This window comes from Nocardioides marmoriginsengisoli (genome assembly GCF_003725695.1).
Classification (GTDB): domain Bacteria; phylum Actinomycetota; class Actinomycetes; order Propionibacteriales; family Nocardioidaceae; genus Marmoricola; species Marmoricola marmoriginsengisoli.
The window spans coordinates 97,831-123,341 of record NZ_RJSE01000003.1 but is presented as its reverse complement, the minus strand read 5'-3'; the positions used below and the strand labels follow the sequence as shown (position 1 = coordinate 123,341).

The window sequence follows — 25,511 nt, the reverse complement described above, 5'->3', positions numbered from 1 at the left end:
CCCTCACGTTAGTGGATGCCGACGGACCCCGGAGCGTGAGGTTCGGCACGTGCTGTCGGTGCCCGGTGGCAGGCTGGTCGCATGTCCGCCGAACCTCTCGAGTTCCCCGACGGCGCCGCCTGGACGGCCTGGCTCGCCGCCCACCAGGAGACCACCTCGGAGGCGTGGTTGCGGATCGGCAAGAAGAACGCCGGGTCCGGACTGCTGGCGATCGGGGACGCCCTGGACGGCGCGCTCTGCTTCGGCTGGATCGACGCCCAGCGGAAGGGGTTCGACGAGATCTCGTTCCTGCAGCGCTACTGCCGCCGTACGGCGCGGAGCTCGTGGTCCCAGGTGAACGTCGCCAAGGCGGAGGCGCTGATCGCGGCCGGACGGATGCAGGACCCGGGGTACGCCGAGATCGCTGCGGCCCAGGCGGACGGCCGGTGGGCAGCCGCGTACGTGCCGCAACGCGATGCGGAGCCGCCGGAGGAGCTGATCGCGGCGCTGACGGCGCGCCCGGCTGCCCTGACGGCATTCGAGGCGCTCAGTCGGAGCGAGCGCTACCTGCTGTACCTGCCGGTGCTGAAGGCAGTCGGTGCTCCGGCCCGCGGTCGGGCCGTCGAACGGGTCGTGGCGAGCCTCACGGCGTGACGCTGACCGTTGTCGCTACGTAGCTCTTGAACGGCTCGTCCGGCTTCCCGCAGGACGGCGGGCGCTCGCCGCCGGTCGAGGCGCTCACGGCCACCCACCAGCGTCGCCCGTCGCGGTGCCGCACGCTCCAGGCGTCGATCTCCGGAACCACGACCAGGTCGTCGATCCCGGTGATGCCCTCGGTCCGCCGTACGTGCTCCTCGGCGACCTGGGCGCCGGCGGACCAGGTGGACCGGCCGCGGTAGCCGGTGAGCACGACCTCTCCGGCATCCGCCGCCGCCAGCAGCGGGGCGGCGTCCAGGACCCGGCCGTGCAGGACGCCGGCGGGCAGCAGCACCGTGGTGGCCGCGAACCGGTGCCCGGAGGTGTGCGTGACCTCCCAGACCCGCCCCGGGTGCGCGGCGAGCGCGGCGGCGGCGACCGGCCGGCCGAGCCGGGCGCAGCAGGTGTCCCGGGTGCCGTTCGTGCAGACCAGCAGCCGCGGCTGATCGTCCGGTTCCAGCGCGGGGAGCGAGCGCCGTACCGCCTCCGCGTCACCGGCCGCCACCGCAGCCCAGTCGAGGTCGAGCAGGGCCTCCGGAGCGGCGATCGTGCCGGTCAGCAGCCAGGATCCGTCCGGGTGCGTGTAGCCGACCAGGACGGCGCGCTCGCTCCCGGTGGTCGCGTCGGCGTGCTTCCCCGGTCGCCGGATCAGGCTCGGCCGGACGCCGTGCACGCCGGCCGCCTCCTCGATAGCGCGGCCGAGGTCGACGTCCAGGTGCGAGTCGGTCCACGCCTTCTTGCCCCACGGCCCGTTCTGCTCCAGGCAGACCCAGGCGATCGCGTCCGGCGCCGAGCCGATCAGCGCCTCGCCGGCTGCGGCGGTGGCGTCGGTGCAGGTGGTCGTCATCAGCCGCCGATCCCCAGGAGCGGGGAGGTGGGCGCGCCCCGCGTTGCCGCGCCCCGGAAGAGTACGACGGCCAGCAAGGCGGCCAGGAGCGCAGCGAGTGACGCGCCGATGAAGATCGCGTGCAGCTGCTCGATCCCGGCGTGCTGGAGCAGGTCGGAGTACCGGTCGCAGCGGGTCGGTCCGCCGCAGACCTCGCTGGGCGCCGGGAAGTCGCCGGAGACCGCGTAGTAGCGCCGCAGCCCGATCGTGGTCAGCGCGGAGATACCGACCAGCATCCCGACCATCCGGCTCACGACCAGCATCGCGCTGGTGACGCCGTGCACGGCCGGCTCGGTGGTCGCCAGCAGGGCGGCGTTCACGGGGGCCAGTGCCAGGCCGAACCCGAGACCGGTCAGTGCCAGGACGGCGCTGGAGGAGAGGTGGTGCAGCGCGTCGACGTCCCAGGTGCTCATCATCCAGAAGCCGAACGACGAGAGCGCCATCCCGGCCGCGGCGATCAGGCCGGAGGGGTAGGCGCGGGTCAGGTAGCCGCCGATCAGGGCGCCGATCGGCAGCGCCACCAGCAGCTCGACCAGGACCAGCGCCGCCTTGATCTGCGAGTCGCCGTAGACGGTGACCCGGGCGAAGATCGGGATGTCGACCAGGGCGGCGATCAGCGCGGCGCCGACGAAGAAGCTGACCAGCAGCGAACCCCAGGCGGGCCGCGCGCCGAAGGCGCCGCGGGGGATCAGCGGGGAGGCGGCCCGGCGCTGGTGCACCGCGAACGCGACAGCGGCGAGCGCGGCGGTGCCGAGGTAGACCGGTCCCGCGTCGGAGAACACCTGGACCTCGGGGTCGGCGGTCGCGAACGCCAGGATCACCCCGCCGAGCAGCACCGCCAGCAGGAGGGCGCCGAGCAGGTCGGCCTGCCGGACGCTGGCCCACCAGTCGCGGAGGTCCACGAACGCCCGGGCCGGTGCGATCAGCAACCACGCCAGCAGGCCGAGGCCGAGGCCGATCGTGACCAGGCCGGCCTGGGAGAACCAGATCGAGCCGAAGAACTCGCCGTCGTCGCCGAACGGGACGAACGGACCACCCCAGCGCACCGAGGTGACCAGGCGTTCCGGCTGTCGCATCACCACCAGCAGGGCGGCGATCCAGAGCGCTAGCAGCGTCAATCCGACCACGTCGAACCGGCGTCGTGGGCGGGGCTCGACTCCGCGCCCCAGTGCCGCCACCCCGGCGGCGAGCACCAGGCCGGCCGCCAGGTTGATCCAGAAGATGTCGCGCCAGTCGCCGAAGGCGAGCACCGCCGCGCCGTACAGGGGGCCGAGGACGCTGCCGAGCTCCTGCACCGCACCGACGATGCCGAGCGGGACGCCGCGTCGTTCGACCGGGTAGATGTCGGCCACCAGTGCCAGTGTCACCGGCACCAGCCCGCCGCCGCCGACGCCCTGGAGGAACCGGCCGGTGACCAGGCTCGGCAGGTCGTACGCCGCCGCCGTGACCAGCGACCCGAAGCCGAAGACCAGCAACGAGGCGACCAGCACCGGCAGCCGGCCGCGGAGGTCGGCGATCCGGCCGATCAGCGGCAGCATCGCCACGTAGCCGAGCAGGAACCCGCTGATGATCGGCGCCGCGCGCTGCAGCTCGTCGATGCTGAGCCCGACCGAGCCCATCATGTCCGGCAGCGACAGCACCACCACGTAGGTGTCGGCGGCGGCGAACGCCACCGCGACCGCGGCGAGCGCCAGCAGGGCGCTCGAACCGCGCGACCGGGTGCTGTCCTGGCTCACGGCGCGGAGATCGTGACGTTCTTGCCGTAGTCGTCGAAGGCCAGGTCGTAGGTGACGTCGCCGCCGCCGGAGAAGAAGTCGCCGGTGACCGCCAGCGTCGCGATCCGGCCGTCGTCGTCGATGCCGACCACGGTCCGGTAGGTGCCGGCGGCGTCGGCGCTCGGGATGATCGGGGCGACCAGCGCTCCCGGCAGCGTGCCGGCGTACGTCGTCACCACCAGCTTGCCGTCGCGCTTCTCGCCGGTCTTCTTCGCGTCCTCGAGCTTGAGCAGCAGGCCGGAGATGCCGGCTGCCGGGTCGGCGAAGGTGGCCGGGTCCGGAGCGCTGTACTCCTTCGGGTTGATCACCGCGTAGCCGGTCGAGAACGGCAGCTTCGCGTAGACCTTGCCGTCGACCGCGATCAGCGGGATGTCGGCGGTGATCCCGATGTAGAGCGCCTTCACCTCGCCCTGGAACGCCGGCTGGTGGGTCAGGGTGCCCTTCGCGCCGAGGACGGCGTCGGTGCCCTTGGCCGGCTTCGACGTCGTCGCCATCGTGAAGTGCACGCTCGACGCCTCGTCGAACTTCTTCTTGGCCGCCGTCAGTGCCGCGATCGGGTCGCCGCCCTGGGACGACGCGCCGTCGTCGGAGCTGCCGCAGCCGGCGAGGGTGATCGTCAGGACAAGCGCGCCGAGCACGGCGAACGCCGTACGACGGGCAGGGCGACGTCGGGTGTTCCGCAGGATCATGCGCCTAGCCTGCCACGTCGGCGACCGAACGGACCGGTCCCGAGCAGGCCGTCACCGGCTGGCTGCCCGGCACCCCGGATCCGTCGCGGCGGCCGTTCGCCTCGGGGAGGTCGACCGGTGCGCCGCTGGCCGCGGCCGCCCGTGCCGGCGCCGGTCCGGCCCAGGCGAACACCAGGGTGTCCTCGCCCTTCAGGAACCGGTGGCAGCGGACACCTCCCGTGGCCCGGCCCTTCGCCGGGTACTCCGCGAACGGGGTGACCTTGACCGAGCCGGCCTCGGTGCCCGGCAGCGCGCTGCTGGCGCCGGAGATGGTGACCACCACCGCGTCGGTCGGGTCGAACGCGCCGAACCAGGACGCCTTCGCCGTGCCGCCGAGCTTGATGCCGGCGATACCGCCGCCGGACCGGCCCTGCGGGCGGACCCCGGCCGCGCCGAAGTGCAGCAGCTGGCCGTCGTCGGTGATGAAGCAGACCTCTTCCTGGCCGGTCGTCAGCTCGACGGCACCGACGACGGTGTCGTTCTCCTTGAGCGCGATCACGTCCCAGTCGTCCTTCGCCGACAGGTACTCCGGGTTGACCCGCTTGACCACGCCCTGGGCGGTGCCCAGAGCGATGCCCGCGGACTCCGGGTCGAAGGTGGTCAGGGCCAGCGGGCGCTCGCCGGCCTCGAGGGTCAGGAACTCGCCGACCGGCGCACCGCCCTGGAGGTTCGGGTGACTGGCGGTGCTCGGCAGCGTCGGCAGGTCGAGCACGCCGAGCTTGAGCACCCGGCCGGCCGTGGTCAGCACGCCCACCTCGCCGCGGGCGGTCGAGCGGACCATCGAGAGGACCACGTCGTGCCGGGCCCTTGCCCCGCCCTCGCCCGGCGGCTCGACGTCGGTGCTGCGGGCCAGCAGACCGCTGGAGGACAGGAAGACGTGGCACGGGTCGTCGGCCACCTCGAGCGGGGTGGCCGTGGCCGCAGTCGCGACCCCTGACGACTCCAGCAGCACCGTACGACGGGGGGTGCCGTAGGTCTTCGCCACCTCGGCGAGCTCGTCGGAGACCACCTTGCGGAGCTTGGTCTCGTCGCCGAGGATCTCGTCCAGCGCGGCGATCGTCGCGGCCAGCTCGTCGCGCTCCTTGTCGAGCTCCAGCTTGGAGAACTTGGTGAGCCGGCGCAGCGGCATGTCCAGGATGTAGTTGGCCTGGATCTCGGAGAGGTCGAAGACCGAGATCAGCCGCTCGCGGGCGGCCTCGGCGTTGTCGCTGGTCCGGATCAGCTGGATGACCTCGTCGATGTCGAGGATCGCGAGGAGGAGCCCGTCGACCAGGTGCAGCCGGTCGGCGGCCTTGCCGCGCCGGTAGGTCGAGCGCCGCCGTACGACGTCGAAGCGGTGGCCGAGGAAGACCTCCAGCATCTCCTTGAGACCGAGCGTGCGCGGCTGGCCGTCGACCAGCGCGACCGCGTTGATCCCGAACGAGTCCTCCAAGGGGGTGCTCTTGAAGAGCTGCTCGAGGAGCGCCTCGGGGTGGAAGCCGTTCTTCACCTCGATGACCAGGCGCAGGCCCTTCTCCCGGTCGGTGAGGTCCTTGACGTCGGCGATGCCCTGGAGCTTCTTGGCCTGGACCAGCTTCTTGATCGACTCGATCACCCGCTCGGTGCCGACGCCGTACGGGAGCTCGGTGACCACGATGCCCTTGCGCCGCGCGGTGACCGACTCGATCCGGGTGGTGGCGCGCATCTTGAAGGAGCCGCGCCCGGTCTCGTAGGCGTCCCGGACGCCGTCCAGGCCGATGATCTTGCCGCCGGTGGGCAGGTCCGGTCCGGGGATGAACCGCATCAGCGCGTCGACATCCGCGTTCGGGTGCGTGATCAGGTGCCGCAGCGCCTGGACGACCTCGATCAGGTTGTGCGGCGCCAGGTTGGTCGCCATCCCGACCGCGATCCCGGTCGCGCCGTTGACGACCAGGTGCGGGATCGCCGCCGGCAGCACCGCCGGCTCGACCTCACGGCCGTCGTAGTTGGGCCGGAAGTCGACGGTGTCCTCGTCGATGGTCGCGGTCATCGCGACCGCGGCCGGCGCCATCCGGCACTCGGTGTACCGCATCGCGGCCGGCGGGTCGTCGGGGGAGCCGAAGTTGCCGTGACCGTCGATCGTGGGCACCCGCAACGACCAGGACTGGGCCTGGCGGACCAGGGCGTCGTAGATCGCCGTGTCACCGTGCGGGTGGAACCGGCCCATCGTCTCGCCGACGACCCGGGAGGACTTCACGTGGCCGCGGTCGGGGCGCAGGCCCATGTCGTGCATCGCGTAGAGGATCCGGCGCTGGACCGGCTTGAGGCCGTCGCGGGCGTCCGGAAGGGCACGGGCGTAGATGACCGAGTACGCGTACTCCAGGAAGCTGGCTCTCATCTCGTCGCCGACGTCGATGTCGACGATGTGCTCTTCGAAGTCCTCGGGGGGTGCTGTGCTTCCTCGTGCCATGCGCGCATTCTCCCAACAGGGAGAGAGATTCCCGCGCAGGGGCACGCCGACCCGGACGTCGGGCGTGCAGCGGACTCGTTCCGGTCGCACGGCCGTAACCCGGGACCGGTAGATTGCGAGGGTGACCGCGGCCGATTCCGACTCGTCCCTGGCCGGCCCCGCCGACGTGGCCGAGCCGGACCTCTGGCCCGCGCACTGGGAGGCCGACGTCGTGCTGCGCGACGGCCGGACCGCGCACGTCCGCCCGATCACCCCGGACGACGCCGACGGCCTGGTCACCTTCTACGCCGACGTCTCGGACCAGTCCAAGTACTTCCGGTTCTTCGCGCCGATGCCGAAGCTCTCCGAGAAGGACGTCCGCCGGTTCACCCAGGTCGACCACCGGGACCGGGTGGCCTTCGTGCTTACCGTTGCGGACAAGATCCTGGCGGTGGCCAGCTACGAGATGCTCGAGGGCCACGAGGCGGAGGTCGCGTTCCTGGTCCAGGACGTCCACCAGGGCCGGGGGATCGGGCAACTGCTGCTCGAGCACCTCGCCCAGGCGGCCCGCGAACGCGGTGTCCAGCGGTTCACCGCCGAGGTGCTGCCCGACAACCAGCGGATGCTCCAGGTCTTCTACGAGCAGGGCTACCAGGTGGCCGGCGGCTGGGAGGAGGGGGTGATGCACCTCGAGTTCGACATCGACCCGACCGACACCGCGATGGGCGTGATGGCGGCCCGGGAGCACCGCGCCGAGGCCGCCTCGATCGAGTCCTTCCTCAGTGCGAAGAGCGTCGCGGTGATCGGTGCCTCACGGCGCTCCGACACCATCGGCGCCGTGCTGGTCCGCAACCTCGTCCTCGGCGACTACTCGGGCCGGGTCTACGTGGTGAACCCGGCCGCGGACGCGGTCGCCGGGATGCCGGCGTACGCGCGGGTGGGGGACATCCCCGGTGAGGTCGACGTCGCGATCGTCGCGGTGCCCGCCGACGCCGTCCAGGACGTCGTGCTCGACTGCGCCGCCAAGGGCGTGCACGGCCTGATCGTGATCTCCTCGGGCTTCGCCGAGACCGGTGAGGACGGCCGCAAGCGCCAGCGCCGGCTGGTCGGGCTGGCCCGGTCCTACGGCCTGCGGCTGATCGGCCCGAACGCTCTCGGCGTGATCAACACCGCGGCCGACGTGGCCATGAACGCCTCGCTCTCGCCGATCATGCCGCCGCGCGGGCGGGCCGGCTTCTTCTGCCAGTCCGGTGCCCTCGGCTCGGCGATCCTGGAGAAGGTCCGCGGTCGCGGACTCGGCCTCTCGACGTTCGTCAGCGCCGGCAACCGCGCCGACGTCTCCGGCAACGACCTGCTCCAGTACTGGGAGGAGGACGACGCCACCGAGGTGGTGCTGCTCTACCTGGAGTCGATCGGAAACCCGCGCAAGTTCTCCCGGATCGCGCGCCGGGTCTCGCGCAGCAAGCCGGTGATCGCGGTGCGTTCGGGCCGGACCACCCAGGGCGTCCCGATGGGCCACGTGGTGCGGGCGATCGAGGCGCCCGGCGCGGCCGTCGACGCGATGTTCCGGCAGGCCGGGATCATCCAGGTCGACACCCTCGACGAGATGTTCGACGTCGCCCAGCTGCTCGCCCACCAGCCGCTGCCGCGCGGCTCCCGGGTCGCGGTGATCGGCAACTCCGACGCGCTCGGGCTGCTGGCCGCCGACGCCGCCGCTGCCAGCGGGCTGGAGGTCACCCGGTCGGTGGCCCTCGGCGCGGAGGCCGGTGCCGAGGACTTCGAGGAGGCCCTCGACAAGGTGATCGACGACCCCGACGTGGACGGCGTCGTGGCGATCTACATCCCGCCGCTGAACGCCGGCGGGGCCGAGGTCGCCAACGCGCTGGCCGCCGTCGCCGAGCAGTCCGACAAGCCGATCGTCTCCAGCTTCCTCGGGCGCGAGGGCGTCCCCGAGCTGCTCCGCGTCCCCGACCTCGCCGGCAACACGGCTGGACGCGGCTCGGTGCCGTCGTACCCCGCGGTGGAGCAGGCAGTCCGGGCGCTCTCCCGGGTCGTCGACTACGCGACCTGGATGGCCCGGCAGCCGGAGGACGACGAGGTCCTGGACCGGGTCGACCACGACTCCGCCTCCCGGATGATCGCCGAGTTCCTGATGGACGCGCCGGACGGGCGGGACCTGACGTTCGCCGAGTCGAAGCAGCTCCTCGGCTTCTACGGCATCGACCTGTGGGACCGGGTCGAGGTGACCTCGGCGGCCGAAGCCGTCGCCGCCGCCGAGACGTTCGGGTGGGACGTCGTCCTGAAGGCGACCGCCGAGCCGCTGCGCCAGCGCCCCGACCTGGCGCACGTCTGGCGCAACATCGCCGACGCGGAGGAGATGGGGCACGCCTTCGAGGCGATCAGCAAGGTCGCCAATACCGTCGACGACGCCGGGTTCGTGGTGATGAAGACGGCGCCGCCGGGTGTCCCGGTCCGGCTGGACGGCTTCGAGGACCCGTTGTTCGGGCCGGCGGTCTCGTTCTCGATCTCCGGGGCGATCACCGAGCTGGTCGGGGACAAGGCCTACCTGATCCCGCCGATCACCATGCTGGATGCCTCCGAAGCGGTGCGGTCGATCCGGGCTGCCCCGCTGCTCTTCGGTCACCGCGGCAGCGACCCGGTCGACGTCGACTCGGTCGAGGACCTGCTGCGCCGGGTGGCGCAGCTCAAGAACGACCTGCAGCAGGTGTGCGCCATCGACCTGAGCCTGGTGCACGCGACCGCGGACGGGGTCGCCGTGCTGGACGCCACCGTGCGGGTGGAGCCGGTCGTGGACCCGCGCTCGGACTGGTTCACCCGCCGGATGACGGCCCATCCCGGAGATACGATCCCGGACTGAGCCCGGCCCCGGCCGCCGTGACAGACTGGCCGGCATGCCAGTGACGTCTGAGGACCAGACCACCGAGTTGGACGCCGCGATCGAGCAGAGCGGCTACTACCCGGCCGTCGTGCGCGCCGGTGTCGCCGCCGCCGTCGCCGGCGAGCGGGTGGCCTCGTTCCTGGTGCACCACGAGCCGACCATCGACCGCGACGAGGTGCGCCGGCACATCACCGTGGTGGTGCTGACCCCGACCCGGCTGATCCTCTGCCACACCGACGAGCACGCCCCCGACGACCTGCTCCCGGAGCCGTACACCTCGACCTCGACCGAGGCCGTCAAGCTTGAGCAGGTCAAGTCCGTGGTGGTCAACCGGATGGTCGCCAACCCGGCCAACGCGACCCCGGGCGCGATCCCGTCGCCCGCCGAGGCCGTGCTGACCATCGGCTGGGGCGGGATCAACCGGATCGACCTGGAGCCGGCCAGCTGCTCGGACCCGCAGTGCGAGGCAGACCACGGCTACACCGGGGTGGTGGCCTCCGACGACTTCTCGATCCGGGTCAGCTCCGCCGCTGACGGCCAGGCCTCGGTGGACCGGCTGCTGGCGTTCGCCGAGAGCCTCTCCGCCAGCGCCCAGGGCTGACCCCGGTGACCACTCCCGGGTTCGTCGAGCCGTCGTACGGCGGCCGCTCGCTGGGCGACGTGCTGCCAGCGGTCGCGACCGCGCTCGGGGTGGACGTCGGCTTCCACGAGACCACCCTGGTGCTGCCGCCGGCCCAGCGGTACGTGATCTTCCTGGTCGACGGTCTCGGTCACCGGCTGATCGCGCAGCACGCCGAGCACGCGCCGTACCTGCACGAGCTGCTGGGCCTGCCTCAGAACACCTCCGGGGTCGCCGGGGTGCCGTCGACGACGGCCACCAGCCTGACCTCGCTCGGCACCGCGATGACGCCGGGGGAGCACGGCCTGGTCGGCTTCACCTCGCGGATCCCTGGCACCGAGAAGCTGCTCAACGCGCTGTTCTGGGACAAGCAGGTGGTCGATCCGGCCGAGTGGCAGCCGCACCCGAGCGCGTTCGCGCGGCTGCGGAAGGTCGGCGTCAGCGCCACCGTGGTGAGCAAGCGCGAGTTCATGGACTCCGGGCTGACCCTGAGCGGGTTCCGCGGCGCGGACTTCATCGAGGGCGACAAGATCGGTGAGCGGATCGCCGCCGCCGTGACTGCGTCCTCGGACAGCCCCTCGGTGACCTACGTCTACGACGGCGACCTCGACTGGACCGGCCACCGGTACGGCGTGGACTCGGCGCAGTGGCGGGCGCAGCTCTCCGCGGTCGACGCCAGCGTCGAGCAGCTGCGGGAGTCGCTGGACCCGGGCGTGCGGCTGGTCGTCGTGGCCGACCACGGGATGGTCGACTGCCCGGCGGAGCACCGGATCGACATCGACGAGCACCCGGAGCTGCGCTCGGGGATCCAGCTGGTCGGCGGCGAGGCCCGGTTCCGGCACCTGTACTGCGCCGGGCGGGCCGTCGACGACGTGCTGGCGACCTGGCGGGAGTTCCTCGGCGACCGGGCCGAGGTGCTCGCCCGCGACGAGGCCATCGAGCGCGGCTGGTTCGGTGCCGTGGCGCCGCAGGTCCGCCCCCGCCTCGGTGACGTGGTCGTCGCCGCCCGCGGCCGGACCGCGTTGATCAGCATGGCCGACTTCCCCTACGAGAACATGCTCGTCGGCTTCCACGGCTCCCTGACGCCGTACGAGATGGAGATCCCGATCCTCGTCTGTTGAACAGGCCGTTCTCGTCCGTTCAATAGGCCGTTGTTGACCCTTGAGCGGGCCCTTTGGGTCAGCGGAACGGGAGCGGCTCGCTCACCATCGAGACCGCCTTCGCCCGTGCGGCCGTCATCTTCCGGCGGTGGTGCTGGCGGCAGAGCACCTCGTAGGAGACCTCGGCGGGCTCGACCCCTCGGTCCTCGACGTCCCCGACGACGATCACCTCGCCCTCGGTGACCATCTCGCCGTTCTCGGTACGCGCGTTGTGGGTGGCCCGCTTGCCGCACCAGCAGAGCGCCTCGACCTGGAGCACGTGGGTCCGGTCGGCGAGCTCGACCAGCCGGCGCGAGCCGTCGAAGAGCTCGGTCCGGAAGTCGGAGAGGATGCCGAAGGCGAACACGTCGATCTGCAGCTCGTCGACGACCCGGGCGAGCTGGTCGATCTGCAGCGGTGCGTAGAACTGGGCCTCGTCGCAGATCAGGTAGTCGATCCGGGCGCCGTGGGTCAGCGAGTCCACCACGTAGCGCCAGAAGTCGAAGTCCGCGGTCACCTCGAGGGCGTCGTGCTCCAGACCCAGCCGCGAGGACAAGATCGCTTCGCCGGCGCGGTCGTGCGTGGTGAAGATCCGACCCACCCTGCCCCTGGCGGCATGGTTGTGGTTCGTCTGCAGCGCGAGCGTGCTCTTCCCGGAATCCATGGTCCCGGTGAAGAATTGGAGTTCAGCCATCGGGGAGGATCATGCCATGAGCGTGTTGATCTCAGCCTCCGAACTGAACGCCGTCCTCGACGACGTGACCGTCCTGGACGTCCGCTACCAGCTGGGCGGGCCCCCGGGCGGTGAGCAGTTCATGCTCGGGCACGTCCCGGAGGCCCAGTACGTCGACCTGGACAAGGCCCTCGCCTCCGAGCCGGGACCGCGAGGCCGGCACCCGCTGCCGGACCCGGCGAGGTTCGGCGCCGCGATGCGCTGGGCCGGGGTCTTCGCCGACCTCCCCGTCGTCGTCTACGACGACTGGCAGGGCCGCGCGGCGGCGCGTGCCTGGTGGCTGCTGCGGCACCACGGCCACCCGGATGTCCGGGTGCTCGACGGCGGCTGGTCCGCTTGGGTCGCCGCCGGTGGCGCAGTGGAGACCGGCATGCGGCTGCCGATGCGAGGTGACTTCGAGCCCGGTCCGGGGGTGCTGCCGGTGATCGAGGTCGACGACGTCCTCGGTTTCGCCGAGCGGGCCGTGCTCGTCGATGCCCGCAACGCGGAGCGCTACCGGGGCGACGTCGAGCCGGTCGACCCGGTCGCAGGCCATGTCCCGGGGGCGGTGAACGTGCCGACCGGCACCAACCTCCGCACCGACGGGACCTTCCGGTCCCCGGCCGAGATCGCCGCCCTGTACGCCGCCTCGGGCGTGACCGACGGCGCCGAGGTCGGCGTGTACTGCGGGTCCGGGGTGACGGCGGCCCACGACGTACTGGCGCTGGCCCATGCCGGGATCGACGCCGCGCTCTACCCGGGGTCGTGGAGCGAGTGGGTCGCGGACCCGTCCCGGCCGGTCGCGACCGGGTCGAATCCGTAGACCGGACTCAACCGACCACGGCCGCCGACTGAACGGGCCGATTCAACGGGCAAGACGGGCCTGTTCAACGGACAAGACGGGCCTATTCGACCTACCAGTGGACGCCCTTGAGGACCCGGGCCATCATCGCCTGCTCGGAGGTGGGGGCGGGCGGGGATTCGCCGCGGGCCGCCGCCGAGTCCGGGAAGATCTGGTAGGCCAGGTGCAGCACCCGGAAGGCGACCTTCGGCGCCAGGGTGTGCGCCAGCGAGCCCAGGTTGCCGGTGAGGGTGTTGATCTCGTGCGGCCGGTCGACCAGCGCCGAGATCACCTTCTGCGCGGCCTGCCCGGGGCTGATCGTCGGGAACCGGTCGTACATCTTGGTGGGCGCGATCATCGGCGTCCGGACCAGCGGCATGTGGATCGAGGTGAACGAGACCCCGTCGCCGACGAGCTCGCTGGAGACCACGTTGCTCCAGGCGTCCAGCGCGGCCTTCGAGGCGACGTACGCGCTGAACCGCGGCGGGTTCGTCAGCACGCCGATCGAGGAGATGTTCACGATGTGCCCGGACTTCTGCTGGCGCATCTTCGGCAGGAGCCCCATGATCAGCCGGATCGCGCCGAAGTAGTTCAGCTGCATGGTGCGCTCGAAGTCGTGGAACCGGTCCTCGGAGAGCTTCAGCGAGCGCCGGATCGAGCGGCCGGCGTTGTTGACCACGTAGTCGATGTGCTCGAAGTCGCCGGACAGCTGCTGGGTGAGGGCGTCGATCGCCTGCAGGTCGGAGAGGTCGCAGCCGTACGCGTACGCCGTCCCGCCCTGGCTCTCGATCAGCGCTTTGGTGGACTCGAGCTTGTCCTTGCCGCGGGCCACCAGGATCGGGATCGCGCCGGCCTTGGCGACCTGGACCGCGGTCACCAGGCCGATCCCGGAGGAGGCGCCGGTGATCACGACGGTCTTGCCCTTGAGCGCGGAGACCGTCGCCCGGTCGGAGGTGATCGAGTCGTCGAGCATCTCCTCCCAGTAGGACCAGAGCGCGCCGGCGTACGACTCCAGATCCGGTACGGCGATGCCGGAGCCCGCCAGCGCCTTCTGGGTCGCCTTGGAGGCGTACACGGTCGGGAAGGAGACGTGCTCGAGCACCTCGGCCGGTACGCCGAGCCGCCCCATCGTCTGGTTCAGCAGCAGGTGCGCCGGGGGAGTCCGCAGCGCCGCGCCGATCAGCGCGCCGGGACGGAACTGGCGGGGGAGCAGGGCGGTCGGCAGCCGGTTGGTGACGCTGCGGTCGAGGGGGACCGCGAACTGCGGTGCCTTCGCAGCGGCGGCGAACGTGTTGACCAGGTCGATGGTGTTCTGCGGCTCCGGGTTGACCAGGTGGAAGGCCTCGCCGTCGCGGTCGGGCAGGTGCCCGAGGTGGTCCATCGCCTTGGCGACGAAGTCGACCGGGACCACGTTGGTGTCACCCAGGTCCAGACCCGCCAGCGGCAGCCAGGACGGCAGGTTGTCGCGCATCCGCTTGAACACCGGGAAGAAGTAGTAAGGACCGTCGATCTTGTCCATCGCGCCGGTCTCGGAGTGCCCGACCACGACCGCGGGCCGGTAGACCCGCCACGGCACCGGGGACTCCTCGCGGACGATCCGCTCCGACTCGAACTTGGTCCGGTGGTAGGCGGAGGGGAGGTTCTGGCCCTCGTCGAACATCGTCTCGTCGAAGAGGCCGCGGTAGTCGCCGGACGCGGCCACCGAGGAGACCTGGTGGAAGATGCCGGCCTCGACGGCGCCGGCCAGCGAGAGCGCGGCGCGGGTGCCGCCGACGTTGAGCTCCTCGTTCATCTCGTCGCTCGCGGTCATGTCGTAGATCGCGGCCAGGTGGAAGAAGTGGTCGATCTTGCCGGTGTTCTCGGCGATCCACTCCGGGTCGACGCCGAGCTGGTCGGCCCGCAGGTCGCCGACGACGGGGACCAGGCGCGAGCTGCCGCCCCACTGCTTGATCAGCGCGTCGAGACGGCCGCGCGAGCCTTCTCGGCAGAGCAGGTAGATCTCGCCCGTGCGGTTCTCGAGGAGCTCGCTGACGAGGAAGCGACCGATGAACCCGGTGGCGCCGGTGACGAAGTAGGACATGGAGCCTCTTCTATCTGCTTGGCTGACGGAGATGATTCATTCAACTCGCAACGCGCCGTGGCGTCACGCACTGGCGCGATGTTACTGAGCAGTAACCAACGCGTCCAGTACGCGACCGTAGGTAGGGCCGAGGCCCCGTCAGTCGTTCTTGCCGCCGCCGAACATGATCTCGTCCCAGCTCGGGACCGACGACCGTCCCTTCTTGCGGGGCGGGGCGTCCTCGACCGGCTCGGGGGCCACGTCCACGGCCTCCCCGGCGGGCTCCTCGGCGGGCTCGTCCGCGGGCCGTTCGTCGGTGGGTGCCACCGGTGCCTCGTCCGGGACGACGGCGATCCAGTCGGCGTCCGCGTGGTCCGCGCCGAGGTCGTCGAAGGCCCCCTGCTCGGACGCCGGAGCCTCGGCGACAGGAGCCGCGGTCACCGGAACCTCGACGGTCGCCTCGGCGACCGGGGGCTGCTCGGGCGTCGGCTCGGCAGGCGTCTCGACCTCGCGCTCACGGACCAGCTCGAGGGCGTCGTCGCCCAGCGGCAGCTCCTCGGCTCCCGGAGCCGGGACGGCCGCGAGACGGCGTCCGGTTGGCTCGGCGGCAGCTGCCGGTGCGGTCGCCTCGCCGGTCAGCAGCAGGGCCTCGTCGTTGTCCGCGACCACGTAGCGCCCGGGCTGGTCGTAGGTGAACTCCGCCAGGTGCACGCTGCCCTGGGCCTCGTACATCCCGGCCAGGTGCCAGCGGCCGTCGTCACGGCGCCAGGCGTCCCACTCGACCTGGTCGGCGCGGACGGAGATCGCCATCAGGTGCTGGCGGGAAGCCTCGTCGAGGGTGCGGCCGACCGGGCTGGAGTCGGCGCTGGCGCGGCGGATCGACGACTTGACCGCGGTCTGAGCCACGTGCGCGCGCTCGGCGAGGACCGGGGCGGCGAACGCCATGATCGCGTCGACCGTCGTCTGCGCCGCCGCGGCGACGTCCTCCGCGGACTCGCCGGCGCGGATCCGCGACTGGATGTCGCGCGGTCGAAGTGCGCTTTCCATCTTCATCTCCAACTGGCCGAGTCGTGCATTGTCACCCCGCAACGCGGTCCGGAGGCGCTGATCCACCCGTACGGCGAACTCCTCGCCCGAGTCGCTGGTCAGGACGAGTTCAGTGCCGTCCTGGTTCAGCCCCACCGGGGTGAGGTGCTGCATCGTTGCCGACTCCTTCATTTTCCGCGTGGGGCCGAGCCTACCTTCACCGGCAGCCTCATTAGGCTCACGACATGATCGACGACTCGCCCCTCTTGCTGACGTTCGAGCTCGTCGGGATCTTCGTCTTTGCGATCTCCGGCGGGCTGGTGGCGGTGCGCAAGCACCTCGACGTCTTCGGCGTGATCGTGCTGGCCGGCGCTACCGGTCTCGGCGGCGGTTTCCTGCGCGACGTCCTCATCGACGCGACCCCGCCCGCGGCGCTCGCCGACTGGCGCTACCTGCTGGTCCCGGTCGTCGCCGGACTGACCACCTTCGTCTTCCATCCGGCCCTCGGCAAGATGGAGCGGGTCGTGAACATCTTCGACGCGGCCGGGCTGGGGCTCTTCTGCGTGACCGGCGCGCTCAAGGCGCTCGACTACGGGCTCGGACCGATTCCGGCCGCGTTGCTGGGGATGGTGGCCGGGATCGGCGGCGGCATGCTGCGCGACCTCCTCGCCGGCCGGGTCCCGATCGTCTTCTCCAGCGAGCTGTACGCGACCCCGGCACTGGCCGGCGCGGCCTGGGCCGTGTTCGCGCACGAGCAGGGCTGGGCGCTGGCGGCGGTGGCGATCCCCGGCGTGGTCCTGTGCTTCGGGTGGAGGGTGCTCGCGATCCTGCGGAACTGGCGCGCCCCGGTGGCCAGCGGACCGGCGAGCGTCTAGGGCTCAGTCGCCCAGGACGCGACGCAGGTAGGTGTTGCTGAAGATCCGGTCCGGGTCGAGCCGGTCGCGGAGCTTCTGGAACTCCTCCCAGCGCGGGTACGCCGGCGCCAGGTCCGCCGCGGTGCGGGTGTTGAGCTTGCCCCAGTGCGGGCGGCCGTCGTACCCGCGGAGGATGTCCTCGACGCCCTTGAAGTAGGCGGTGTGGTCGGTCTGCGCGTTCATGTGGAAGGCGAGGTACATCGAGTCGCGGCCCGAGGAGGTCGAGAGCGCGATGTCGTCGGCCGGGGTGGTGCGCACCTCGATCGGGAAGGAGATGCTGATCCCGGAGGCGTCGATCCAGCGGCGGACGTCCTGGAGTGCGGCCAGGCCGACCTCGCGCGGGACGGCGTACTCCATCTCGCGGAAGACCACCGAGCGCGACGACGTGAAGACGCGGTGCGGGGCGTCGGAGTAGGTGCGCTCGGAGAGCGCCTGCCCGGCGAGGTTGCTCATCCGCGGGATCAGCGAGGGGCGTAGGTTGCCGATCCGGTTGACCAGGCCGAACAGCTTGTTGGAGAGCAATTCGTCATCGACCCAGTGCCGCACCTTGCCCAGGGGCGCCGGCTCGTCGAGCGTGCGGTTGTTCTCCTTGGCGAGGATCCGGTCGGTGTGCGGGAACCAGTACATCTCCGCGTGGTGGTTCTGCTCGGTGAGCTCGTCGAACCGGGCGATCGCCTCGTCCCAGAGCATCGGGAACTCGTGCGCCTCCAGGGTGAACATCGGCTCGACCTTGAAGGTGATCGACGTCAGGATGCCGAGCGCGCCGAGGCCCAGGCGCGCGACCGCGAAGACGTCGGGGTTGGTGTCCGCGTCGGCGCGCAGCGTCTCCCCGGTGCCGGTGACCAGCTCGAGCCCGGCGATCTGGGCGCTGAGCGAGGCGACCAGCCCGCCGGTCCCGTGGGTGCCGGTGGAGGTCGCGCCGGCGATGGTCTGCTCGGCGATGTCGCCCATGTTGTGCAGCGACAGGCCGTGCGACTCCAGCGCTGCGTTGAGGACGTGCAGCGGGGTGCCGGCGTGCGCGGTGACGGTCAGGTTCTCGGCATCGACCGCGATCAGCCCGGACATGCCGGCCGGGTCGAGCCGGATCCCCTCCGGCGCGGCGATGCCGGTGAAGGAGTGGCCGGTGCCGGGCATCTTCACGGTGGTGCCGAGCTCGCGGGCCCGCTCGGTCGCGGCGACCACGTCGGCGACGCCGGCCGGTCGGATCACCTCGCTCGGAGTGGTCGTCGTCAGGCCGGACCAGTTGCGCCACTCGGTGCTCATGGCGGCAGGTTAGTCGGCAACCGGGGCTGGACGGCAACTGAGCGCCGCGATCAGGGCGAACCCGGCCGCGCCGGCGCAGACCCAGTACGCCGGCGACCCGCCGGCGTGGTCGGCGACCACCCCGGCCAGGTAGGCGCCGGGAGCGATGCCGCCGGAGATGCCGGTCTGGAAGACCGCCATCGCCTCGGTGAGCCGTGATCGCGGCGTCGACCCCTCCAGCAGCGAGACGATCGCGATCAGGGTGGGGGCGAGCGCGGTGCCGATCACGAAGAGGACCAGGCCCAGCGGGACCAGGTGGGAGACGAACGGCAGCACCAGCATCGCCGGGGCCAGCAGTGCGATGCCGCCCTGGAACCGGCGCAGGTCGCTGGACTTCCAGTGGATCGCGCCGGCCACGATGCCGGCTCCCATGCTGCCGAGGGCGAACACCCCGAGCAGGGCGCCGGACGCCGCCTTGTGCCCGTCGTCCTCGGCGACCGCGACGGTGGCGACCTCCAGGGCGCCGAACAGGCAGCCCATCGCGATCGCGGCCAGCGCGATCGGCACCAGCCGCCCCCAGGGCAGCGGGTCGGTCTTGGTCTCCCGGGTCACCGGGTGGGCCGGCGGGGCCGTCCGGGTCTGCAGCGCGAGCACGACGGTCCCGACGGTGCCGAGCGCGAGCGCCACCAGCAGGCCCGTCTGCGGGGCGTAGAGGGTGGAGAGGAAGGTGACCAGGCCGGGACCGGTGACGAAGACGAGCTCGTCGACGACGGCCTCGACGGCGAACGCGGTGTGCCGTTCCTGGTCGGAGGAGACCAGGTTCGCCCAGCGGGCACGGACCATCGAGCCGATCTGCGGCATCGCGGCGCCGGACAGCGCGGCGAACAGGTGCGGCACCGGGTTCGCCCAGTCGGCCGTGACCGAGTGCACGAGCAGTCCGGTGGCCAGGGCGAAGACCACCGCGTCGACGTACAGGACCCTGGTCTGGCCGAACCGGTCGGCCAGCCTGCCGTGCGCGATCGCCACGACCGCGTTGCCGATCACGAACGCGGCCGAGACCTGACCGGCCAGCCCGTAGGACCCCGACAGGGTGCTGACCAGGATGACGATGCCGAGCGTCATCATCGAGATCGGCAGCCGGGCGATCAGGCCGGTGGCCGAGAACGACGCGCTTCCTGGATGGGCGAAGACGCGGCGGTAGGAGTCGAGCATGGCTAGCCGAGGCTATCCGTTCGGGCAGCCGATCTCATCTCGGTTTCCCGGCCTCGTAGCATTCGGACCATGCCTTCCGGTCCCGATCCGTACGACGCCCTGCTACTGGTCTCCTTCGGCGGTCCGGAACGGCCCGAGGACGTGGTGCCCTTCCTGCGCAACGTCACGACCGGGAAGAACATCCCGGACGAGCGCCTCGTCGAGGTCGGCGCGCACTACGAGCTCTTCGGCGGCCGCAGCCCGATCAACGACCAGAACCGGGCGCTGCTCGCGGCGATCCGGGAGGACTTCGCCAGCAACGGTCTCGACCTGCCGGTCTACTGGGGCAACCGCAACTGGGACCCGTACCTGACCGATGCGCTGGAGCAGATGAAGGCCGACGGGATCCGCCGGGCCGCCTGCATCGTGACCTCGGCGTACTCGTCCTACTCGGGATGCCGGCAGTACCGGGAGAACCTGGCCGACGCCGCTGCCGCCATACCGGGTGCACCGCAGCTGGACCGGCTGCGGGCCTACTTCAACCACCCGGGCTTCGTGGAGCCGAACGTGGACGCCACGCTGGCCGCCCTGGCCCAGCTCCCCGACGACGCCCGGCACGAGGCGCACCTGGTCTTCGTCACGCACTCCATCCCGGAGGTGATGAATGCGGGCAGCGGGCCGATCGGCGACGCCTACGTCTACCAGCACCGGGTGGTGATGGACGAGATCAGCGACCGGGTCCAGGACGAGACCGGGCACCGGTACCCGTCCGCGCTGGTCTACTGCTCCCGCTCCGGGCCGCCGTCGATGCCCTGGCTGGAGCCGGACGTCAACGACCACCTGGCGGCGCTGAACAAGGCCGGCGTACCCGGAGCCGTGCTGGTGCCGATCGGGTTCGTCTCCGACCACATGGAGGTCATCTACGACCTCGACACCGAGGCGATGGCGACCGCACGGGACCTGGGGATGGCCTGCGAGCGGGCCGCCACGGCGGGCGTGGACCCGCGCTTCGTCGCGATGGTCCGGGAGCTGCTCCTCGAGCGCGCCGCTGTCGAGCGCGGCCAGGAGATCGAGCGGGCCGTGGTGGGTCCGGCTCCGGCGGCCTGGGACGTCTGCGCACCCGGGTGCTGCGCCAACCCGAGAGGGCCGCGACCGGCGCTCTGCGGGTCGGACTGATGACCGACCTCGAGGAGCTGCGGATCCTCGCGACGGCGATCGCCCGCGAGGCCGGCGAGCTCATCCTGGCCAAGCGCGCGGCCGGAGTGCGGATCGCGGAGACCAAGAGCAGCGCGACCGACATCGTCACCGAGGCCGATCGGGCCAGCGAGGCCCTGATCCAGGACCGGGTCCTGGCCGCGCGTCCGGACGACGGCCTGCTCGGTGAGGAGGGCGCGTCCCGGGAGGGGGCCTCCGGGGTGCGCTGGATCATCGACCCGATCGACGGGACGGTGAACTACGCCCACGGACTGCCGCACTACGCGGTCGCGATCGGGATCGAGGTCGACGGGGTGCCCGCGGTCGGGGTGGTGCACGCGCCAGCCCTCGGCCTCGAGTACAGCGCCGCCCTCGGCGGCGGTGCCTGGTGCAACGGTCGTCCGCTGCGGGTCGCCGACCCGGTTCCGCTGGGCAGTGCGCTGGTCGGCACCGGGTTCTCCTACGAGCGTGCGTTGCGGGTCAGCCAGACCACGACGCTGACCGCGCTGCTGCCGCGGATCGCCGACATCCGCCGCAACGGCTCCTGCGCCCTGGACCTGTGCGCGGTCGCGGACGGACTCCTCGACGGCTACGTCGAGGAGGGCATCGGGGGACCGTGGGACTACGTCGGCGGACGGGTCATCGCGCACGAGGCCGGAGCCGACTCGGAGGTCCTGACCGGGGTGGCCGGACGCATCCTGGTCGTGGCCGCTCCGGCGGGTTCCTACCCGGGGTTCCGGGCCGCCGTCGAGGAGTGCGGATTTGTGGAATCCGGGGCCTCGAAAGAGCGGCTCTGAGCGGGAACAACCAGCCCCGGGCGGGTGTTGTGTGAATCCGTTGGGCGCAATCGCGCGGTGAACGTGCACTTTCGTTCGTTGTGGTGCACAATCTGCCCGCCGTCTCATTGAGGCGGCCCGGGGAGAAAAGCCCGGCGCGGTTCAGGGAAATGAGCCTGGACCGGCCCGGCAACGGGGACAGAGGACGGGGGCAGGAGAGGGACGATGGCTACTGATTACGACGCACCACGCAAGACTGAGGAAGAGCAGAACGAGGACAGCCTCGAAGAGCTCAAGGCGCGCAGGCACGACAAGAACTCCGGCAAGGTCGACGAGGACGAGACCGAAGCAGCCGAGTCGTTCGAGCTGCCCGGCGCCGACCTGAGTCACGAAGAGCTCGCCGTCGAGGTGATGCCTCGTCAGGACGACGAGTTCACCTGCATGAGCTGCTTCCTGGTGCATCACCGCAGCCAGCTGGCTGACGAGAAGAAGCTGATCTGCCGGGACTGCATCTGACCGCAGGACCGCACGCGAAACGGCCGCCGAACCCCGATGGGGTCGGCGGCCGTTCGCGTTGCCGGGTCAGGCGTCGGCGCGTAGCCCGGGCGGGAGCTTGCCCGTCGAGCGAGCGTAGTAGTCGGCGGCACGTCGGGTTGCCAGCATCCGGACCACCGCGATCAGGGTGCCGCTGACAGCGGCCCAGAGCAGGGCCTCGCGCATCGCGACGTCGGGATCGGCCGGGTTGGCCGGCGGCTCCTTGCCGGTGGCCGCCTTCCAGGAGGCGTTCAGTCCCTTGCGGGCCACGGTGGCGGCGAGCAGCGCCGAGACCAGGGAGAACGCTCCCCAGATCTTCGAGCTCTCCTGCTCCTCGGACTTCGACATCTTCACCTCGGGTTCGTGCACGGTCGGATCGGTGACGCCAGCCTAGCGAGCCGGGCCGCCGAGGGCAGCCGCCAGCTGCCGGGGGTGCCGGGTCGAGACCAGCCAGTACGGCGTCGGGTCGGCCGGGTCCTCGATCGGCACCCGCACCGACCGGGAGAGGTAGGGCCGCGTCTGCAGGAAGGCGCGCACGTCCGCATCGACGCCGTGCACCCGGCGGGTGGCGTCCTTGTCGAGCGGCTCGGCGGCACCGAGGTGCTCCAGCGCGATCTTGGCGCGGCCGACGTGCAGGACGCCGTCGCGGACCTCGACCCGGACCGACCCGACCCAGGCGAACAGGCCGAAGACGACGGCGAGCATCGAACCGGAGGCAGAGGCGGCCAGCCACGGCGGCAGCGCGACGGTGAAGGCGAGCCACACGGTCGCGAGGAACATCGTCGCCTGCACCCACCAGCGCAACGGGACGTACAACCGCTCGGCGTACACAGGCGGAGCTGTGTGGGTCGGCATCGTGATCCCTCGTGGTCTAGGTGCGTGGTGTTCGGCAAAGCCTGTCATCCCCGTCCTGAACACGCGCGGGTAGGGTCCGCTCGTGATCCTCGCTTCGCTCGTCAACCAGTTCTCGGAGACTCGGTCTCGAGCAAGCTCGGACCCTCGGTAGCCTCGACCCGTGGTTGCCATCCAGATCATCAGACTCGACCCCGACCTGCCGCTTCCGGCGTACGCGCAGCCCGGCGACGCCGGTGCGGACCTGTACGCCCGCGAGGACGTCACCCTGGCGCCGGGGGAGCGCCGCCTGGTCCCGACCGGGGTGGCGCTGGCGCTTCCCGAGGGGCACGTGGCGCTGGTCCACCCGCGCTCCGGGCTGGCGCACCGCAGCGGCCTCTCCATCGTCAACGCACCGGGCACGATCGACGCGGGCTACCGTGGAGAGATCCAGGTGTGCCTGATCAACCTCGACGCCAGCACACCGATCGTGCTGAGCCGGGGTGATCGGATCGCCCAGCTGGTGATCCAGCGCTTCGAGACGGCCGACTTCGTCGAGGTCGACGCGCTTCCCGATTCCGCCCGGGGTACCGGCGGTTACGGATCCACAGGAGGGTTTGCATGAGACTGCGTCGCAAGAACACCGACGAACCGACCGAGGTCGTGGAGGTCGTCGATGACGTGGAGCCGGCCGCGCCGCCCGCACCGGCCGGACCGGTGGATGCGAGCGAGCTGGACCGGGACGCGGTCTTCATCGACCTCGGCAGCCTGCTGGTGCAGCCGACCGACCTGGACCTCCGGCTCCAGGTCGACGAGGAGACCGGCTCCGTGCTGTCGGTGCTGATGGTCGCCGAGGAGGGCATCCTGGAGATGCGCGCGTTCGCGTCCTCCCGCGGTGGCGACCTCTGGGCCGACGTACGACGGGAGATCGCCGCCGACAGCGCCCAGCGCGGCGGCACCGCCACCGAGCAGGAGGGCCCGTTCGGCACCGAGCTGTACTGCGAGGTCCCGGTGACCGGCCCTGACGGGGAGCAGTTCGTGCAGCCGTCCCGGGTGATCGGCTGCACCGGGCCGCGCTGGTTCCTGCGCGCCACGATCGCCGGCCGCCCGGCCCAGGACGCCGAGTACGCGGCACCTTTCGAGGAGGCGGTCCGATCGCTCGCGGTCCGTCGCGGCAACGAGGCGATGGCTCCCGGCGAGCCGTTGCCGCTGCGGCTGCCTCCCGAGGCGCGTCCGCAGACGGTCGAGGAGGCCGCCGCCGAGGCGGCCGACTAGGATTTGTCCATGCCGAACACCAAGGGACGCCTGCGCAGCGGGATCCGGCAATGGGCGAGCCAGGCGCACGCCGAGGCCGTCGACCTGCAGCGCGACGTGGCCAAAGCCGGGTGCCTGCGGATCAGCGACGCCCCGGACCGGGAGCTGGTCACCGTCCAGGGCACCCTGCGCACGGTCACGCTGCGCCCGCGCGGCGGCGTCCCCGCGCTCGAGGCCGAGCTGTACGACGGCACCGGCACGATCACGGTGCTCTGGCTCGGACGCCGGCGGATCGCCGGCATCTTCCCGGGCCGGGCGATCCGGGTCACCGGCCGGATCGGCGTCCACGGCGGCGTGCGCACGATCTACAACCCGCGCTACGACCTGCGGTACTGAGGACCGTCGTGGAGCACCCAACCCCGCCCGGGCCGCAGTCCGAGTTCGACAGCCCTGCCCCCTCGGCGGAGCGGACCGTCGAGGAGGTCGTCCGCGGCGAGCTCGCCAAGGCACTCGGCGGCCGGCGCGGCATGGTCGAGGCTGCGGTGCCGACCGCGGCGTTCACCGTGCTCTTCCTGACCACCCACGACCTGAAGCTGTCGGTGCTGATCTCGGTCGGTGCCGCCCTGGTGCTGCTGGCTGCTCGGCTCGCGGCCCGCTCGACCCCGCAGTTCGTGCTCAACAGCCTCTTCGGGATCGGGATCGGCGCGCTCTTCGCCTGGCGGTCGGCCCGGGGCGGGGGAGACGCCAACGACCAGGCGCTCGCCTACTTCCTGCCCGGGATCATCTACAACACGGCGTACTCGGCGCTGATGGTGCTCTCGATCGCGGTCCGGTGGCCGCTGCTCGGCTTCCTGGTCGGGAGCGTCACCGGTGACCCGACGGCGTGGCGCGCGGACCGGGCGATCGTCCGGCTCTGCAGCCGGCTGACCTGGCTGCTGGTGCTGCCCTGCGTGCTCCGGGTGCTGGTGCAGGGGCCGGTCTACCTGGCCGGCAAGAACGGCTGGTGGGACGAGGATGCCGCCGTGACGTTCCTCGGCGCCAGCAAGATCGCGATGGGCTGGCCGCTGCAGATCGCCGCGCTGGCCGCCATGGTCTGGCTGCTCAGCCGCAACCGCACCCCGGTCGCCGCGTCCTGATCCGTTCGCTCAGTGGTGCGGGTTGAGGAGCCGCTCGAGCTCCTCCTCGACATCCGGGTGGCAGACGAACAGCAGCTCGTCGCCGGACTCCACCGGCTGCTCCGGCGACGGCGTGTAGACCAGACCGTCGCGCAGGATCGTCACCAGCGAGGTGTTCTCCGGGAACGGGATCAGCCCCGACGGCTTGCCGACGTACGGCGAGTCGGCGGGCAGCGTCATCTCGACCAGGTTGGCGTTGCCCTGGCGGAAGGTGAACAGCCGGACCAGGTCGCCGACGGTCACCGCCTCCTCGACCAGGGCCGACATGATCCGCGGGGTCGAGACGTTGACGTCCACGCCCCAGGCCTCGGTGAACAGCCACTCGTTGTCCGGGTGGTTGACCCGGCCGACCGTGCGCGGCACCCCGAACTCGGTCTTGGCCAGCAGCGAGGTGACCAGGTTGGCCTTGTCGTCACCGGTCGCGGCGATCACGACGTCGCAGTGCTCGAGGCGGGCCTCCTCCAGCGAGGAGAGCTCGCAGGAGTCGGCGAGCAGCCACTCCGCGTCGGGGACGCGCTCGGGCTTGATCGAGCGCGGCTCCTTGTCGATCAGCAGCACCTGGTGCCCGTTCGCTATCAGCTCGCGGGCGATGGAGCGGCCGACGGCGCCGGCTCCGGCGATGGCTACGCGCATG

At 71.5% G+C, this 25,511-nt stretch carries 25 protein-coding genes; 13 read left to right on the top strand and 12 right to left on the bottom strand.

Going from position 1 to position 25,511, the window contains the following annotated elements; all coding sequences use genetic code 11:
• The first annotated feature begins 81 nt into the window (after positions 1-81).
• The gene (locus tag EFK50_RS02570; protein ID WP_123225988.1) at positions 82-633 is read left to right on the top strand and encodes a YdeI/OmpD-associated family protein; all 552 of its coding nucleotides are present in this window, start codon (positions 82-84) and stop codon (positions 631-633) included.
• Here EFK50_RS02570 and EFK50_RS02565 read toward each other — a convergent pair.
• From EFK50_RS02565 to EFK50_RS02550, 4 genes are read right to left on the bottom strand one after another with little or no spacing between them, the layout of a single operon-like run.
• Positions 623-1,522, bottom strand: coding sequence for a ferredoxin family protein (locus tag EFK50_RS02565; protein WP_123225987.1), 900 nt, complete (start codon positions 1,520-1,522; stop codon positions 623-625). The two genes, EFK50_RS02570 and EFK50_RS02565, sit on opposite strands and share 11 nt — an antisense overlap.
• Positions 1,522-3,297 (bottom strand): MFS transporter, encoded by a 1,776-nt coding sequence (locus EFK50_RS02560; RefSeq protein WP_123225986.1) that lies wholly within the window; start codon positions 3,295-3,297, stop codon positions 1,522-1,524. Before EFK50_RS02560 ends, EFK50_RS02565 begins: the two co-directional genes overlap by 1 nt.
• Positions 3,294-4,025, bottom strand: a complete 732-nt coding sequence (locus EFK50_RS02555) for an LppX_LprAFG lipoprotein (RefSeq protein WP_123225985.1) — start codon at positions 4,023-4,025, stop codon at positions 3,294-3,296. Before EFK50_RS02555 ends, EFK50_RS02560 begins: the two co-directional genes overlap by 4 nt.
• Positions 4,026-4,029: 4 nt before the next feature.
• Positions 4,030-6,492, bottom strand: a complete 2,463-nt coding sequence (locus EFK50_RS02550) for a DNA gyrase/topoisomerase IV subunit A (RefSeq protein ID WP_123225984.1) — start codon at positions 6,490-6,492, stop codon at positions 4,030-4,032.
• Between the two features lie 121 nt (positions 6,493-6,613).
• On the opposite strand from EFK50_RS02550, the gene EFK50_RS02545 reads away from it, so the two are divergent.
• Genes EFK50_RS02545 through EFK50_RS02535 form a run of 3 tightly spaced genes read left to right on the top strand, consistent with a single transcriptional unit; the run spans position 6,614 to position 11,110 of the window.
• Positions 6,614-9,349 (top strand): bifunctional acetate--CoA ligase family protein/GNAT family N-acetyltransferase, encoded by a 2,736-nt coding sequence (locus EFK50_RS02545; protein ID WP_246003997.1) that lies wholly within the window; start codon positions 6,614-6,616, stop codon positions 9,347-9,349.
• A gap of 34 nt (positions 9,350-9,383) precedes the next feature.
• Positions 9,384-9,971 (top strand): DUF5998 family protein, encoded by a 588-nt coding sequence (locus EFK50_RS02540; RefSeq protein ID WP_123225983.1) that lies wholly within the window; start codon positions 9,384-9,386, stop codon positions 9,969-9,971.
• Positions 9,972-9,976: 5 nt separating this feature from the next.
• Positions 9,977-11,110, top strand: a complete 1,134-nt coding sequence (locus EFK50_RS02535) for an alkaline phosphatase family protein (protein ID WP_123225982.1) — start codon at positions 9,977-9,979, stop codon at positions 11,108-11,110.
• Positions 11,111-11,168: 58 nt separating this feature from the next.
• Here the strand turns inward: EFK50_RS02535 and EFK50_RS02530 are convergent, their stop codons facing one another.
• Positions 11,169-11,822: a thymidine kinase gene (locus EFK50_RS02530; RefSeq protein ID WP_123225981.1), complete on the bottom strand. Its 654-nt coding sequence runs from the start codon at positions 11,820-11,822 to the stop codon at positions 11,169-11,171.
• A gap of 16 nt (positions 11,823-11,838) precedes the next feature.
• On the opposite strand from EFK50_RS02530, the gene EFK50_RS02525 reads away from it, so the two are divergent.
• Entirely contained in the window at positions 11,839-12,663 is an 825-nt protein-coding gene (locus EFK50_RS02525) for a sulfurtransferase (RefSeq protein WP_123225980.1), read from the top strand.
• Positions 12,664-12,754: 91 nt separating this feature from the next.
• Here EFK50_RS02525 and EFK50_RS02520 read toward each other — a convergent pair whose 3' ends face one another.
• Together EFK50_RS02520 and sepH are read right to left on the bottom strand one after the other, a co-directional pair.
• A complete protein-coding gene (locus tag EFK50_RS02520; RefSeq protein WP_123225979.1) occupies positions 12,755-14,761 on the bottom strand; it encodes an SDR family oxidoreductase in 2,007 nt (668 codons plus the stop codon).
• A 138-nt stretch (positions 14,762-14,899) separates the two neighbouring features.
• Positions 14,900-15,940 carry a septation protein SepH gene (gene sepH / locus EFK50_RS02515; RefSeq protein ID WP_183407666.1) on the bottom strand — a complete coding sequence of 347 codons (1,041 nt, stop codon included), beginning with the start codon at positions 15,938-15,940 and terminating at the stop codon, positions 14,900-14,902.
• Between the two features lie 71 nt (positions 15,941-16,011).
• Between sepH and EFK50_RS02510 the strand changes: the two genes are divergently transcribed.
• Positions 16,012-16,641, top strand: a complete 630-nt coding sequence (locus tag EFK50_RS02510) for a trimeric intracellular cation channel family protein (protein WP_123225977.1) — start codon at positions 16,012-16,014, stop codon at positions 16,639-16,641.
• A 3-nt stretch (positions 16,642-16,644) separates the two neighbouring features.
• On the opposite strand, the gene EFK50_RS02505 is transcribed toward EFK50_RS02510, so the two are convergent.
• Both EFK50_RS02505 and EFK50_RS02500 read right to left on the bottom strand, forming a co-directional pair.
• Positions 16,645-17,943 (bottom strand): D-arabinono-1,4-lactone oxidase, encoded by a 1,299-nt coding sequence (locus tag EFK50_RS02505; protein ID WP_123225976.1) that lies wholly within the window; start codon positions 17,941-17,943, stop codon positions 16,645-16,647.
• Positions 17,944-17,952: 9 nt separating this feature from the next.
• Positions 17,953-19,134, bottom strand: a complete 1,182-nt coding sequence (locus EFK50_RS02500) for an MFS transporter (protein ID WP_123225975.1) — start codon at positions 19,132-19,134, stop codon at positions 17,953-17,955.
• A gap of 69 nt (positions 19,135-19,203) precedes the next feature.
• Here EFK50_RS02500 and EFK50_RS02495 point away from each other — a divergent pair, with 69 nt between their 5' ends.
• From EFK50_RS02495 to EFK50_RS02485, 3 genes are all read left to right on the top strand, one after another.
• Positions 19,204-20,289: a ferrochelatase gene (locus EFK50_RS02495; RefSeq protein ID WP_123225974.1), complete on the top strand. Its 1,086-nt coding sequence runs from the start codon at positions 19,204-19,206 to the stop codon at positions 20,287-20,289.
• Positions 20,289-21,104 (top strand): inositol monophosphatase family protein, encoded by an 816-nt coding sequence (locus EFK50_RS02490; protein WP_123226583.1) that lies wholly within the window; start codon positions 20,289-20,291, stop codon positions 21,102-21,104. The genes EFK50_RS02495 and EFK50_RS02490 overlap by 1 nt, the downstream gene beginning before the upstream one ends.
• A 204-nt stretch (positions 21,105-21,308) precedes the next feature.
• Positions 21,309-21,599: a DUF4193 domain-containing protein gene (locus EFK50_RS02485; RefSeq protein WP_123225973.1), complete on the top strand. Its 291-nt coding sequence runs from the start codon at positions 21,309-21,311 to the stop codon at positions 21,597-21,599.
• 66 nt (positions 21,600-21,665) lie between these two features.
• Here the strand turns inward: EFK50_RS02485 and EFK50_RS02480 are convergent, their stop codons facing one another.
• Both EFK50_RS02480 and EFK50_RS02475 read right to left on the bottom strand, forming a co-directional pair.
• Positions 21,666-21,986 (bottom strand): DUF4235 domain-containing protein, encoded by a 321-nt coding sequence (locus tag EFK50_RS02480; protein WP_246003996.1) that lies wholly within the window; start codon positions 21,984-21,986, stop codon positions 21,666-21,668.
• Between the two features lie 21 nt (positions 21,987-22,007).
• Positions 22,008-22,472: a DUF3093 domain-containing protein gene (locus EFK50_RS02475; RefSeq protein ID WP_123225972.1), complete on the bottom strand. Its 465-nt coding sequence runs from the start codon at positions 22,470-22,472 to the stop codon at positions 22,008-22,010.
• 160 nt (positions 22,473-22,632) lie between these two features.
• Between EFK50_RS02475 and dut the strand changes: the two genes are divergently transcribed.
• From dut to EFK50_RS02455, 4 genes are read left to right on the top strand one after another with little or no spacing between them, the layout of a single operon-like run.
• Positions 22,633-23,073, top strand: a complete 441-nt coding sequence (dut, locus tag EFK50_RS02470; RefSeq protein ID WP_123225971.1) for a dUTP diphosphatase — start codon at positions 22,633-22,635, stop codon at positions 23,071-23,073.
• On the top strand, positions 23,070-23,723 hold the full coding sequence (locus EFK50_RS02465; RefSeq protein WP_123225970.1) for a DUF3710 domain-containing protein: 654 nt from the start codon (positions 23,070-23,072) through the stop codon (positions 23,721-23,723). Before dut ends, EFK50_RS02465 begins: the two co-directional genes overlap by 4 nt.
• A 9-nt stretch (positions 23,724-23,732) precedes the next feature.
• Entirely contained in the window at positions 23,733-24,098 is a 366-nt protein-coding gene (locus EFK50_RS02460) for an OB-fold nucleic acid binding domain-containing protein (RefSeq protein WP_183407665.1), read from the top strand.
• Between the two features lie 8 nt (positions 24,099-24,106).
• A complete protein-coding gene (locus tag EFK50_RS02455; protein ID WP_246003995.1) occupies positions 24,107-24,838 on the top strand; it encodes a DUF3159 domain-containing protein in 732 nt (243 codons plus the stop codon).
• Positions 24,839-24,847: 9 nt separating this feature from the next.
• On the opposite strand, the gene EFK50_RS02450 is transcribed toward EFK50_RS02455, so the two are convergent.
• The gene (locus EFK50_RS02450) at positions 24,848-25,510 is read right to left on the bottom strand and encodes a potassium channel family protein (RefSeq protein ID WP_123225969.1); all 663 of its coding nucleotides are present in this window, start codon (positions 25,508-25,510) and stop codon (positions 24,848-24,850) included.
• Position 25,511: the final 1 nt, after the last annotated feature.